The 16,486-nt window shown below is 62.8% G+C and carries 1 protein-coding gene (cut by a window edge); it reads left to right on the top strand.

From position 1 onward, the window contains the following. On the top strand, positions 1 to 16,486 hold the 5' portion of the coding sequence (locus tag WDO70_03235; protein ID MEJ0062223.1) for a tail fiber domain-containing protein. Its footprint extends 12,890 nt past the window's final position; only the first 16,486 of its 29,376 coding nucleotides appear in the window; it begins with the start codon at positions 1 to 3; the stop codon falls past the right edge of the window.

Here is a 16,486-nt window from a genome sequence, read left to right on the forward strand (position 1 = left end):
ATGACGCAAAAACGCCATTCCGTTACGTCCAATCCTCTTCTGCGGAAGAGGAAAACCCCGGCGCGCGCCCGCGAAGCCGGATTCATGATCGCGCCTATTCTCTATGTCCTGACCCTGGCCGGGGTCGGCGCGGCGATTTTGTTCAGCGGCTACTCGCAAATCCTGCGGACCAATATCGAAATCAGCCGCAATAACGCCGCGAAGAATGAGCTGTCTGCCGCGTCCAGGACATTGGCGGCGAAGACGACCCTGATTAACGGAGAAACACAAATACAGCCGCCCGCCGTGCTGGATTGCAGTTCCGCCGACGCGGCAAAACTGCCTGGCGGCAACACCACGGATTGTTCCACTGCAGGCGGCAGCGGTTCGCCGACTACCTTCGGCGTTCTCGATCCTGCGTCAGGGACGAAGCAGCTTGATCCCTGGGGGCATTATTATATTTATTGCCGCTGGGAAGGACTTGCGGCCAATCCGGGTGATTCCGGCATCATGATCATCAGCGCCGGGCCGGATGGCCGTCTTCAGAGTACGTGTAACAGCGGAACTACGCCGGGAGGCGACGACCGCGTTGAGTGGTTGAGCGTCGCCAATACCATTCAGCGCGCCAATGTATGGGATTATCAGACCGCGACCGGCGTCGATCCCGCCAAAGCCCATTTCGGCATTGCCGGTGACGCCGTGCAGGTCACCGCCAGCGGTGATATCACCGCGCGGTCTTTGACGCTGTCGGCTACGGGAAATATAACGACGGGGTCTCTGACCCTGACGACGACGGCGCTGCCGATCGACCAGGGCGGCACGGGCGCGCGCACAGCGGATGATGCCTTGACCAATTTCGGCGGTCAGACAACAGGCATAGACGTTTTCAGGTCGCTGACGGAGACAGGCGCTCGCGTGGCGCTAGGCGCGACGGCAGTCGGCCATGGCGTATTTACGGCCGGATCTACAGCGGCGGGGCGCGGCGCGCTCGGCGCGGGCGCTATCGGCGATCTTTTGTTCCAGACTTCGACGGCCGCCGATGCGCGCGCGACCTTGGGGGCGCAGGCGATAGGCGACGCGCTGTTCCAGACGGCGACGGCTTCGACGGCGCGGGCAACGCTCGGCGCGACGTCGGTTGGCGAGGGCGTGTTCACGGCGATCAGCACCGGCGCGGCGCTGGATTCTCTCGGCGCGGGCGCGACAGGCAAGGCGGTATTCGCGGCCGGCACCGAGAGCGCGGGACAAGACGCGCTCGGCGCGGGCGCGACGGGCAAAGCGGTGTTTATCGCGACGACGACCGGCGACGCTTATACCGCGCTCGGCCTCGTCAACGGCAATCCGGTCAACATTACGGCTTCCAACGCCACGTCGGCGGGGACCGCGACGACCATATCGGGAACGCTGGATATCGCCCATGGCGGCACGGGCGCGACGGACTGGAGCGGGGCGCTGGCCAATCTCCATGCGAACGACGCGTCTAACCTGACGGTCGGGACGCTTCACCGGGATCGCTTGCCGCCTCCGGACGCCATCGGCGGAGTTGTGTATAACTGGGGCACGGTGAACGATAAAGGCATCGTGACCACGCCTCACGACGTGGTCTCCAACGAGCTTCGGGAAAATGATACGGCCGTCACCGTGAGCGACCTCACGGCGGGCACCAGCACCGGCGGCGAGATCGCCTTCACGATCGAGGGCACGACGCAGGCGGTCTTCAACGACGTGGGTTATCTCGGTCTCGGCACGACCGATCCGCAAGACCGGCTGCATGTCGCGGGCACGAACGCCGCCATCAGGCTCGAGGGCGAGGAAGAAACCAACCGCTTCTTCCGCATCACGACCAATGCGGACAGGCGGTGGGAATTCGGCGCCGACAATACCGATGAAACCGGCGGCGCGGTCGGCTCGAATTTCGTCATCAAGCGATATGACGACAATGGCGATCCGCTTCCCGGCACGCCCTTCATGATCGATCGCGCGACCGGCAACGTCACCTTCAGCGGCACCATCAGCGCGAGCGGTTTTTCCGGCACGTCCACGGGCGGCGGCAGCATGGCGCTGGGCGTCAGCGCCGCCGCGACCAATCCGGCACGCGACACCGAAGTGAATACCGGTCTGTTCAGCGGCGCGACCGGACGGGTGAGCGTGGCGTCGCTCGGCACGGAAGTCGCGCGCTTCTCGGCGACCGGACTCAATCTGACGACGGCGACGGGCGCCTTGCAGATCAATTCGATGAACGGCCTGCGGCTGACGACGACCGGCAACCCCATCGTCGGCGACACGGCGATGTCCGCCACCCTCGCGCCGCTATCGGTCGGCATCGGCAAGAACGCGCTGGCGAGCGTGACGGCGGAGCGGTCTGCGGTGGCGATCGGCCATCGGGCGCTTGCCGCCAACACGACAGGCAGCGGCAATGTCGCCGTGGGGCGCGAGGCGCTCAGAGACAATATTTCATCGAGCTACAATGTCGCTATCGGTTATCAGGCGATGGCGACCGGCACCGCGGGAGGCGATCAGAACAACGCGGTTGGGTATCAGGCCCTGTATAACAACTGGGGCTCATTGAATAATGCGTTTGGCTATAGGGCCCTGCTCAACAATACCTATGGTCTATATAATTCTGGCTTCGGCGATTCGGTTCTGCAAAACACGACGACCGGAAGCTTTAACAGCGCATTCGGCGCGACCGCGCTTTACGGCAACACCACCGGCTCTTCCAACAATGCCTTCGGTGTCGAGGCGCTGTATTCAACCACGACCGGTAATAATAATGTCGCCGTGGGCAGCGACACGCTCTATCGCAATGTAGGCGGCAGCAATAATGTGGCCGTCGGTCACAATGCCGTCATGGGTACGGTCGGGCAAAGCGCCCTTGTCAATAATCTGGTCGGCGTCGGCTATGCGGCGCTGACGGCGGCATATTCTTCGGCGACCGGCAACACGGCGGTCGGGTATCAGGCTTCAACGGCGATTACGACCGGCGCGAACAACACGACGTTCGGTTATAATGCGGGCAACACGATCACGACGGGTGCGAACAACCTCTTGATCGGCTCCGGCGTCACGACCCCCGCCGCCGATACGAACAACTGGCTAAATCTCGGCGGGATGATCTATGGCAGCACGCTGACGGGATCGCAAGTCGCTATCGGCTCCGGCATCACCTCGATGACCCCGCAAATCGCGCTTGATGTGCGGACGACCAATTCGATACGCATTCCGGTCGGCACCAGCGCGGAGCGTCCGACCACCGGCGCGGCGGGCATGCTTCGCTATAATACGTCCAGCGGCACGCCGGAATATTTCGACGGCACCATATGGCAGAGCTTCAGCAGCGCGACCAGCACCGGGATGAGTATTGTCCTGGGCGGCTCGGCTTCGGCCAACAACCCATACAGAAGCGGCGAACTCACGACCGGTCTGTTCAGCACCACGACCGGCGGCAGCGGGCAGGTGAGCGTGGCTTCGCTCGGCGTCGAAGTGGGGCGCTTCTCGGCGACCGGCCTCAACCTGACGACGGCGACCGGCGCGCTGCAGATCAACAGCGTGAACGCGATCAAGATGCCCAACGCAAGCAGTCTCGTGATCGGCAACAGCGGCGCGACGGCTTTGACGGGCGCAAACAATGTCTCGGTTGGGTATCAGGCGCTGAACGCGACGACGACAGGCACGGCTAATACGGCGGTTGGTTATCAGGCGTTGGACGCCAACACGGGGGGGGTATCCAATGCTGCCTTCGGCGAGAATGTTCTCGGCAGCAACACGACGGGCATCAATAACGCCGCCTTTGGCGGCAATGACGGTGGCGGCAAATATACGCTCGGCAGCAATACGACTGGCGCCTTCAATAGCGCGTTCGGGCCGGGGGCGCTCGGCAGCAACACGACGGGAGAGGAGAATAGCGCTTTCGGCGATGCGGCGCTTTCGAGTAGCACGACCGGAGGATTTAATACCGCTTTCGGCGCCGGTGGTCTCTTGAGTAATATCAATGGCAGCTATAATACGGCGTTGGGTAGCGGCCCATATCCTGATACGACGCTCGGCCGTAATACTTCCGGCAATTACAATCTAGGCCTGGGTTCCGGCGCGCTTAAGGGCGTCACCAGTGGCTCGAGCAATATCGGCCTCGGCCATAATGTCGGCAGCACCCTGCAGACCGGCAGCGACAATATCCTGATCGGCAACACGGCGGATACGCCCGCCGCCGGAACGAACAACTGGCTGAATATCGGCGGGATGATCTATGGCAGCACGCTGACGGGATCGCAAGTCGCGATCGGCAGCAGCATTACATCGATGACGCCGGGGATCGCGCTCGACGTGCAGACGACGAATTCGATCCGCATTCCGGTGGGCAACAGCACGACGGACCGTCCCACTGGCGTGACCGGCATGATCCGGTACAACACGACCAGCGGCGTGGTCGAGTATTTCGACGGCCTCACCTGGCTGAGTTTCGCCAACACGTCCGGCAGCAGCCTTACCACCAATCTCGGCGGATCGGCGGCGGCGGCGAATCCCGCGAGAAACGGCGAGGCCAATACCGGTCTGTTCAGCACCACGACCGGCGGCAGCGGGCAGGTGAGCGTGGCTTCGCTCGGTGTCGAAGTGGGGCGGTTCTCGGCGACCGGCCTTAATCTGACGACGGCGACCGGCGCGTTGCAGATCAACAGCGTGAACGCGATCAAAATGCCCAACGCAAGCAGTCTCGTGATCGGCAACAGCGGCGCGACGGCGCTGACGGGCACGAACAATGTCTCAGTTGGGTATCAGGCGCTCAACGCAACGACGACAGGAACGTGGAACGTAGCCGTCGGTTCCGGCGCGCTCGCCGCCAACACGTCTGGCACCGGTAACACCGCCTTGGGCGGAGAGGCGCTGAACGCAACGACAATTGGCATCGATAATATCGGCATCGGTTCTGGCGCGCTGTATAGGAACACGGTTGGCCAGTACAACGTCAGCATCGGCACCGACGCTTTGACGACGGCAACCGGTGCATCGGGCCTGGTTGCCGTCGGCTTCGAGGCTTTGAAACTGGCGCAAACGACGGCGACGGGCAACGTCGCGGTCGGGCATCAGGCGTCGAAGAATGTATCGACGGGCGCGAACAACACGACGTTCGGCTATCAGGCGGGCAATACGATCACGACGGGCGCGAACAACATCCTGATCGGTTCCGGCGTCACGACTCCCGCTGCCGGAACGAACAACTGGCTGAATATCGGCGGGATGATATACGGCAGTACGCTGACGGGATCGCAGGTCGCCATCGGCAGCAGCATCACCTCGATGGTGCCGGGGATCGCGCTTGATGTGCAGACGACAAACTCCATCCGCATCCCGGTGGGCAACAGCACGACGGATCGTCCCGGTACGGGCGCGGCGGGCATGATCCGCTACAATAGCACCAGCGGCTGGCCGGAATATTACGATGGCAGCACATGGCTGGCCTTTGCATCAGGCGGCAGTTCGTCAGTTACTACGACACTAGGCGGATCGGCGGCGGCGGCGAATCCCGCGAGGAGCGGCGAGGCCAATACCGGCCTGTTCAGCGTCACGTCGGGCGGTAGCGGGCGTGTGAGCGTGGCGTCGCTCGGCACGGAAGTAGGCCGGTTCGACGGCAGCGGCCTGAACCTCATGACCGCGACCGGCGCGCTGCAGATCAATTCGATGAACGGGCTGCGGCTGACGACGACCGGCAATCCCATCGTCGGCAATACGGCGATGTCGAGCTCTGCTGCTCCGCTTTCCATCGGTATCGGGCGCAACGCGCTGGCGGGAGCGTCGGTCGAGAGCTACAGCGTCGCTGTTGGCCATCGGGCGCTCGCCGTCGCGTCTGGCGCGCCCTATCTGACCTTCGGCAACACCGCCGTTGGCTATAATGCGATGGCCGTTACGACGAGCGGCAACGGTAACGCGGCGGTAGGGGCCGAAGCGTTAGCGGCCAACACGACTGGCGGCGGCAACAATGCCCTCGGCGCTGGCGCGCTTTACAGCAACCAGACCGGCAGCTCCAACAATGCCGTCGGCAATGGCGCGCTGTTCAGTAATACGACGGGCAGCTCCAACAATGCCATGGGCGACGAGGCGCTCGGCCTTACGACCACCGGCACCGATAATATCGCGATGGGCACCTATGCGATGCATGCAAATACCGTTGGGCAATATAATGTCGCCATCGGCACCAACGCGCTGGCGACGTCGACCGGTCTTTCGAATGCCATCGCCATCGGCTTCGAGGCGATGAATGCGGCGCAGACGACGGCCACGGGCAATACGGCGGTCGGGCATCAGGCATCGAAGGCGATCACGACCGGACGCAGAACCACGGCGGTCGGGTATCAGGCGCTGACCGCCAACACGACGGCCGTTGGGAATACGGCGGTCGGGTCGAGCGCGATGGCCAACACCTCGACAGGAAGTTGGAACGTCGCGGTCGGCAGTTCGGCGCTTAGCAGCAATACGAACGGCTCCGGCAATACGGCAGTCGGCGACGGCGCGGCGGCCGCTAATACGAGCGGTGTTTTCAATAATGCTTTCGGCGACGACGCGCTTTCGGCCAATACGACCGGCAATAATAATATCGCCATCGGCGATAAGGCGATTTACACCGCCACCGGTCTTTCCGACACCGTCGGGATTGGCTTCGAGGCGCTGAAACTGGCGCAGACGACGGCGACAGGGAATACAGCGGTCGGGCATCAGGCGCTGGCGGCGGATACGACGGGCGCGGCCAATACCGCCTTCGGCTATCAGGCGGGCGACGGCATCACGACAGGCAGCAACAACATCCTGATCGGCAACGGCGCGGACACGCCCGCCGCAGGAACGAATAACTGGCTCAATATCGGCGGGCTGATCTATGGCAGCACGCTGACGGGATCGCAGGTCGCCATCGGCAGCAGCATCACCTCAATGGTTGCGGGCATTGCGCTCGACGTGCAGACGACCAACTCCATTCGCATCCCGGTGGGCAACAGCACGACGGATCGTCCAGGCACCGGCGCGGCGGGCATGATCCGCTACAATAGTACGAGCGGCTGGCCGGAATATTATGACGGCAGCGCGTGGAAAGGCTTCGCGTCGGGCGGCAGCTCGGCGGTCACCATGACGCTCGGCGGCTCGGCGGCGGCAACCAGCCCGCAGCGCAGCGGCGAAGCCAGTACCGGTCTGTTCAGCGCGACGACGACCGGCGGCGGACAGGTCAGCGTGGCCTCGCTCGGCACTGAGGTCGCGCGGTTCTCGGCGACCGGACTCAATCTGACGACGGCGACGGGCGCGCTGCAGATCAACAGCGTGAATGCAATCAAGATGCCCGCGACCGATAATCTGGTCGTCGGCAATACCGGCGCGACGGCGACGACCGGCAGCAACAACGTCGCGGTGGGCAAGAGCGCTCTCAATGCGACAACGACCGGCACCGATAATATCGGCTTGGGCACGTCGGCCTTAGCCGCGAATACGGTTGGGCAATATAATGTCGGTATCGGCACCAGCGCGCTGACGACGGCGACCGGTCTTTCGAATACCATCGCCATTGGCTTCGAGGCTTTGAAGCTGGCGCAGACGACGGCGACGGCCAACGTGGCAGTGGGGCATCAGGCGTTGAAGGCGACGACGACGGGCAACAATAATACCGCGATGGGCTATCAGGCGCTGACGGCTAATACGACCGGTACGACGAACAGCGCCTTCGGCAGCGGCGCTCTCATGGTCGCGACGACAGCGAGTAACAATAATGCCTTCGGCGCCGGGGTGCTTGGCGGGACGACGACAGGCAATCACAACAACGGTTTCGGTTCGAGTACTAACGGCGCGAGCGCGCTGCAATCCAACACCACGGGCAGCGCTAATAACGCTTTCGGCGGTTCCTATGGCGCCACCAATGCGCCCTTGGGCGCCAACACGACAGGCAATTATAACAGCGCCTTTGGCGACACCGCGCTGTCAAAGGCGACGACGGCAAGCGACAACAACGCCTTCGGCTCCGGAGCGCTGCGAAATACGGTGACGGGCAACAATAACGTCGCCTTCGGCAGCGCCGCCCTGCAGGGCAATCTGGCGGGCATCTACGACGTCGCCATCGGTAATTATGCTCTCTACACCTCGACGGGCCTTAATGACACTGTCGCCGTAGGCTATGAGGCGCTAAGAAATGCACAGAACACGGCGACCGGCAACGTGGCGGTCGGGCATCAGGCGCTGAAGGCCGTCTCGACCGGCGCGAATAACACGACGCTCGGCTACACGGCGGGCACGGCGCTGACAAGCGGCGCGCAGAATATCGCTATCGGTTCGGGCGCGCTGGCGACGGTTACGACCGGCACGGACAATGTCGCCATCGGCAAGAATGCCATCGGCTCGACGGCGAGCGCGCTTGCGCCGACGCAATTGGTGGCCATCGGCACCGATGCCTTGAGCACGGCGCGGACGACGGCCACGGGCAACACGGCGGTTGGGTATCAGGCGTCGAAAGCCATCACGACGGGATCGGGTAACACTGCGGTAGGGTATCAGGCGCTGACGACGGTTGATACCGGGACCTTAAATACCGCCATGGGATATCGGGCGCTGGCGATTGCCACGAGCGGGAGTCATTACAATGCCGCATTTGGCGACTACGCTATGGGCAATTCCACGACCGGCACCAGCAATGTCGCCGTCGGAGATTACGCCTTGTACGCCAACAGCGGAGGGACGACCAATAGCGCTATAGGCGGTGACGTGCTCTGGCAGAATACGACGGGTTCTTATAATAACGCCGTCGGTGGTGGTGACGGCGCTGCGGGCGGTGCTGCGCTCGGCGCCAATACGACGGGATCCAATAACAATGCTTTCGGCCATGCAGCGCTCGGCTATAACCAGACAGGCAGCAATAATGTCGCGATTGGCGACGCGGCCCTATCTACGGCAACAGGTCTTTCCAGCACCGTCGCCGTCGGCTTCGAGGCTTTGAAACTGGCGCAAACGACGGCGACGGGCAACGTCGCGGTCGGGCATCAGGCGTCGAAGAATGTATCGACCGGCGCGAACAACACGACGTTCGGTTACCAGGCGGGCAATACGATCACGACGGGAGCGAACAACATCCTGATCGGCTCCGGCGTGACGACCCCCGCCGCCGGGACGAACAACTGGCTCAATATCGGCGGGATGATTTTCGGCAGCACACTGACGGGATCGCAGATTGCCATTGGCAGCAGCATTACGTCGATGGTGCCGGGGATCGCGCTCGACGTGCAGACGACCAACTCCATCCGCATTCCGGTCGGCAACAGCACCACCGATAGACCCGGCACCGGCGCGGCAGGCATGATCCGCTACAATAGTACGAGCGGCTGGCCGGAATATTATGACGGCAGCACATGGAAGGGCTTCGCGTCCGGCGGCAGTTCGTCGGTCACGCTCAATCTCGGCGGATCAGCGGCATCCACCAGCCCGCAGCGTACCGGCGAGGCGGGCACGGGTCTGTTCAGCGTCACGTCGGGCGGCAGCGGCCAGGTGAGCGTAGCGTCGTCCGGCGTTGAAGTGGGGCGGTTTGACGGCAGCGGTCTCAATCTTACCACCGCGACCGGGGCGCTAAAGATCAACAGCGTCAATGCGCTCAAGATGCCTGGAATCGCTAATCTGGCGCTGGGCGAAGCCGCCATGACTTCGATCACGGGCGGTGTCTCCAACGTCGCGGCCGGTTACTATGCGCTCTACAACACCACGACCGGCACGGAGAATATCGCCGTCGGCGTGGGCGCGCTCTATAACAGTGTCAATGGCCAGCATAATGTAGGCGTGGGCTTCGAGGCGCTTCGCGGCGGCACGGGCATGTCGGGGCAGTATAATGCTGCATTCGGTACCCAGGCGCTCTGGAGTCTGACGACGGGCGTGCAGAACACGGCCAATGGATATGTCGCGCTTTATAATACCACCACCGGCAACTACAACAGCGCCCTCGGCGTCGGCGCGATGTATAGCAATGTGAACGGAACCGGTAACGCGGCGGTCGGTTATGAAGCGCTTCGCGGCGCCACGGGCATGTCGGGGAATTATAATGCCGCGTTCGGCCATCAGGCGCTCTACAGCCTTACGACCGGCGGCAACAATTTCGCGGGTGGCTATCAGGCGCTCTACAATAATGCGACCGGCTCGAACAACATCGCTATCGGCACTGCGGCGCTCAATACGGCGACCGGCCTCTCCGAAACCGTCGCCATCGGCTTCGAGGCGCTCAAGCTGGCGCAGACGACAGCGACGGGTAACGTCGCGGTCGGCTATCAGGCGATGGCGGCCACTACGACGGGGATCCGCAACACTGCGTTGGGGTATCAGGCGCTGCAAGTGACGACGACCGGCACGCGAAACACGGCGATTGGCCACATGGCGCTGCAAGCCAACACAGGAGGCGAGCGCAATGTCGCCGTGGGTTATGACGCGCTTCAGTCCAATACAACCGGCATCGGCAATACGGGCATTGGTACCGATGCGCTTTTTCAGGCCACATCGGGCGATCACAATGTCGCTGTCGGACGGCTGGCGTTTCCTGCCATTAGTTTCAGCGGCAGCACCAATATCGGCATTGGCTACAATGTCGGTACGACCTTGCAGACCGGCAGCAATAATATCCTCATCGGTTCCGGCGTGACGACGCCCGCCGCAGGAACGAACAACTGGCTGAATATCGGCGGCATGATTTATGGCAGCACGCTGACGGGATCGCAGGTCGCCATCGGCAGCAGCATTACCTCGATGGTGCCGGGCATCGCGCTCGACGTGCAGACGACAAACTCCATCCGCATTCCGGTGGGCAACAGCACGACGGATCGTCCAGGCACCGGCGCGGCGGGCATGATCCGCTACAATAGTACGAGCGGCTGGCCGGAATATTATGACGGCAGCGCGTGGCAGAGTTTCTCCGCGGGCGGCACCGGCCCGTCGAGCATCAATCTGGGCGCATCAGCGGCGGCGGCGAATCCGCGCCGCAGCGGCGAGGCGGGCACGGGCCTGTTCAGCGTTACGTCAGGCGGCAGCGGGCAAGTCTCCATCGCCTCGCTCGGCGTCGAAGTGGCGCGGTTCTCGGCGACGGGCCTCAACCTGACGACCGCGACCGGCGCGCTGCAGATCAATTCGATGAACGGGCTGCGGCTGACGACGACCGGCAACCCCATCGTCGGCGACACAGCGATGTCCGCCACCCTCGCGCCGCTATCCGTTGGCATCGGCAAGAACGCGTTGGCGGCAGTGACGACGGAAGGCTATAACGTCGCTGTTGGGCATCAGGCGCTGGCGGCGAACACGTCCGGTCATGACAATAGCGCGCTCGGCGAGAGCGCGCTGCGCTCTACGACAACCGGTTTTTCCAACAGCGCAGTCGGCAACGAGGCGCTGCGCGATAATACGACCGGTCAATACAATAGCGCGTTCGGCGCGAGCGCCTTGCAGAGCAACACGACTGGAACCGTGAACAACGCCTTCGGCGAGAGCGCGCTTTATAGCACCACCACGGGCACCGAGAATAATGCTTTCGGCAATAGCGCGCTATACAGCAACACGATCGGCAGGTACAACAATGCCTTCGGCAATCAGGCGCTCTACAGCGCAACGACGGCGACCGGCAACAACGCCTTTGGTCATCAGGCGCTCTACAGCACGACGACCGGCGGCTACAACAACGCCTTCGGTGAAGGCGCGCTTTATAGCAATACCACCGGCACCAGAAACAGCGCCTTTGGCTTTCAGGCGCTGAACACCACGACCACCGGCACCGACAATAATGCTTTCGGCTATCAGGCGCTGAGCGCGAACACGACGGGACTGCGTAATCAGGCTATCGGCGGCTGGGCGCTTCGACTCAGTACGACCGGCAACGATAACATTGCCATCGGCGACGCCGCGCTGACCAATAATACCGTCGGCGGCTTCAACGTTGCTATCGGCACGAGTGCTCTTGCTACGGCGACGGGATTGAGCAGCACGACGGCCATTGGCTATCAGGCTCTCTCTTCGGCGCAGACGAGCGCTGGAGCCAATACCGCGGTGGGCTATCGGGTGCTGGTGTCGACGACGACCGGTGCCAATAACAACGCTTTTGGCTATGAGGCGCTGAGAGATAACACAAACGGCAATTATAATAATGCCTTCGGCCGGTGGGCGCTGAGCCAGAATACGACGGGCGCCAATAATTCCGCATTCGGCGACGGCACAATGGGGTCCAATACTGCCGGCGGGAACAATAGCGCTTTCGGTTCCGGGGCGCTGGCCGGGACGACGACCGGCAGTGAGAACAGCGCCTTCGGTTTTCAGGCCCTGAGAGATAATGGCACTGGCAACCAGAACAGTGCCTTCGGCACATGGGCCGCGAGTCAGACCACGACCGGCACGAACAATGTCGCCATGGGTTATGTCGCGTTTTCCGGCAACAAGGTCGGCCAGTATAACGTCGCCATCGGCTCGAACGCGCTCTACACGTCGACCGGACTCGATAACACTGTCGCCATCGGTTATCAGGCGCTGAATCTGGCGCAAACGACGGCGACGGGGAACACGGCGGTCGGGCATCAGGCGCTGGCGGCGGATACGACGGGCAACAACAATACGGCCATCGGCTATGCGGTGCTTGACGCCAATACCACCGGAATCAACAACACGGCGGTTGGCACGAACGCGATGGGCGCGACGACGACAGGAAGCTGGAACGCCGCGGTGGGGTCGAATGCGCTCGGTAGCAATACCGGCGGCTACGGCAATACCGCGGTCGGTGACGGCGCCGCATCCTTTAACACGACCGGGTTTTTCAATAATGCTTTCGGCGACGACGCGCTTAGGGCCAACACCGTCGGCACCCATAATATCGCCATCGGCAACGCCGCGCTCTATACCGCCACGGGGATGGTCGGCGGCGTCGCTATCGGCCATCACGCCCTCTACCTGGCGCAGACGACGGCGACGGGGAATGTGGCTGTCGGCCACAATGCCTCGGCGGCGATCTCGACCGGCGCGAACAATACCACGCTCGGCTATCAGGCAGGCAATACGATCACGACGGGCGCGAATAATATCCTGGTTGGCTCCGGCATCACGACTCCCGCCGCAGGAACGAATAACTGGCTGAATATCGGCGGGCTGATCTACGGCAGCACGCTGACGGGATCGCAGGTGGCGATTGGTTCCGGTCTCACCTCGATGGTGCCGGGCATCGCGCTCGACGTGCAGACGACGAACTCCATCCGCATTCCGGTCGGCAACAGCACGACGGATCGTCCCGGCACCGGCGCGGCGGGCATGATCCGCTACAATAGTACGAGCGGCTGGCCGGAATATTATGACGGCAGCACATGGAAGGGCTTCGCGTCGGGCGGCAGTTCGTCGGTTACCCTGACGCTCGGCGCTTCTGCGGCGGCGACCAGCCCGTCACGCAGCGGCGAGGTCAATACCGGCCTTTACAGCGCCAACAGCGGCGAAGTTTCGGCGGCGTCGCTCGGCACGCAGATCCTGCGGCTTTCCAGCACCAACTTCGCTTACGGCAGCAGCGCGCTCAACGGGATCACGACCGGCAGCAACAATTTCGCGGCCGGTCCCGGCGTACTCTATAGTACGACGACCGGCACGGACAATGTCGGCATCGGCAACAGCGCGCTCTATTATAATACGGTTGGGCAGCAGAATATCGGCATCGGCTATGCCGCCATGCGCGGCGCAAGCGGCATGACGGGGAGCAGCAATATCGGACTTGGCTCTCAGACGCTCTACAGCCTGACGACGGGCAGCAACAATGTCGCAGGCGGTTCCAGTTCACTCTACAGCACGACGACCGGCACGGACAATGTCGGCATCGGCAGCAGCGCGCTCTATTCCAATACGATTGGACAGCAGAATATCGGCATCGGCTATGCCGCTCTGCGCGGCGCAAGCGGCATGACGGGGAGCAGCAATATCGGACTTGGCTCTCAGACGCTCTACAGCCTGACGACGGGCAGCAACAATGTCGCAGGCGGTTCCGTGGCGCTCTACAGCACGACGACCGGCACGGACAATGTCGGCATCGGCAACAGCGCGCTCTATTCCAATACGATTGGACAGTATAATATCGGCATCGGCTATGCCGCTCTGCGCGGCGCAAGCGGCATGACGGGGAACAACAATATCGGCCTTGGCTATCAGACGCTCTACAGCCTGACGACGGGTACTAACAATTTCGCGGGCGGGACCAGCGCGCTCTACAACACCACCACCGGCGCGGATAACATCGCTATTGGCAACGGCGCACTCTATTACAATACAATCGGGCAGTATAATATCGCCCTGGGCAAGAGCGCGCTCTATACCGCGACAGGGCTGTCGAACACGGTTGCCATCGGGTATCAGGCGCTGAATCTGGCGCAGACGACGGCGACGGGTAACACGGCGGTGGGTTATAACGCTTCCTCGGCGGTATCGACCGGCGCGAACAACACGACGTTCGGTTACCAGGCGGGGAGCACGATCACGACCGGGGCGAATAATATCCTGGTCGGTTCCGGCGTGACGACTCCCGCCGCCGGGACGAACAACTGGCTGAATATCGGCGGGATGATTTTCGGCAGCACGCTGACGGGATCGCAGGTGGCGATCGGCAGCGGCATCACCTCGATGGTGCCGGGCATCGCGTTCGATCTGGGCAGCAACACTAACTCCATGCGCATTCCAATAGGCAACAGCACGACCGACCGGCCCGGCACGGGCGCGACCGGCATGATCCGCTACAACACGACCAGCGCCGTGGTCGAGTATTTCGACGGCAGCATCTGGCAAAGCTTCGCCAACACGTCGGGCAGCACGACCAGCATGGCGCTGGGCGGCAGCGTCGGCGCGCCCAACCCCTACCGCAGCGGCGAGGCGACTACCGGTCTGTTCAGCACCGCGACCGGAGGCGGCGGCCAGGTGAGCGTAGGGTCGGTCGGTGTCGAAGTGGCGCGGTTCTCGGCGACCGGACTCAACCTGACGACCGCGACCGGCGCGCTGCAGATCAACGGCGTGAATGCGCATCGCCAATTCGGCACGGCTAACATCGCCATCGGCGCCAGCGCGCTGAACGCCACCACCACCGGCACCGACAATATCGGCATGGGCAGCTCGGCGCTCGCCGCGAATACGGTCGGGCAATATAACGTCGGTATCGGCACCAGCGCGCTGGCGACGGCGACCGGCCTCTCCAGCGCCGTCGCGGTCGGCTATCAGGCGATGAATCTGGCGCAGACGACGGCGACGGGCAATGCGGCGGTCGGTTATCAGGCGTTGAAGAGTTTATCGATCGGTACATATAATAGCGCTTTCGGCCATCAGGCACTCTATACCAGCACCACTGGCGTTAGGAACAACGCCTTTGGCTTTCAGGCGCTCTACAACACGACCACCGGCACCGACAACAACGCTATCGGCTATCAGGCGCTCTATGGCAATACGGCCGGCGTGCGCAACCAGGCACTCGGCGGCTGGGCGCTCAAGCAGAACACCACCGGCACCGATAATATCGCTATCGGTGACGCCGCGCTGACCGCCAATACGGTAGGACAATATAACGTCGCCATCGGCACCAGCGCGCTGGCGACGGCGACCGGCCTCTCCAGCGCCGTCGCCATCGGCTATCAGGCGCTCAGAGTGGCGCAGACGGGTGCAACGGGGAGCGTTGCGGTCGGACCCTCTGCGCTCGCCAACACCACGACCGGCGCTTACAATAACGCGTTTGGCGGCCTGGCATTGGCGAGCAATATAACGGGCAGCTATAACGTCGCGATTGGCGAAAGCGCCTTGACGATGGCTACGGCGCTGGATGGCACCGTGGCCGTCGGTTATCATGCATTACAGTGGGCGCAGACGACGGCTACCGGCAATACGGCGGTTGGGTATAACGCTTCGGGTGCGCTGACCACCGGGACGAACAATACTGCAGTCGGTTATCAGGTGCTTGCGGCGACGACGACCGGCACGGATAATACAGCCATGGGCACGTCGGCGCTGGCGGCGAATACGGTCGGGCAATATAACGTCGCCATCGGCACCAGCGCGATGGCGACGGCGACGAGCGCGGTAAGCTCAACGGCGGTCGGGTATCAGGCGCTGCAGGCGACGACCACCAGCCATAATTCGGCTTTCGGTTATCAGGCGCTTAAGTCCAACACCACCGGCAATCTGAACTCGGCCTTCGGCGCTAGCGATGCGAGTTTCGGCGGCGCCGGTTCCGCGCTCACCGCCAATACTACCGGTAGCGTCAACAGCGCTTTCGGCGCCGGCGCGCTGGCGAGCGCGACGACGGCGAATTCCAATAATGCCTTCGGCGCCGGCGCTCTACAAAGGACGACAACGGGGTCGAACAACAACGCTTTCGGTTCGAGCGCCGTCAACGAAAGCGCGATGCAGCAAAACACCACGGGCAGCGGCAATAACGCTTTCGGCGGCGACTATGCCAATGTCAATGCGGCTTTGGGCGCCAACACGACAGGAAACTGGAACAGCGCCTTTGGCGACACGGCGCTGT

It is taken from the genome of Alphaproteobacteria bacterium, from assembly GCA_037200005.1.
GTDB lineage: Bacteria > Pseudomonadota > Alphaproteobacteria > UBA9219 > RFNS01 > JBBCGY01.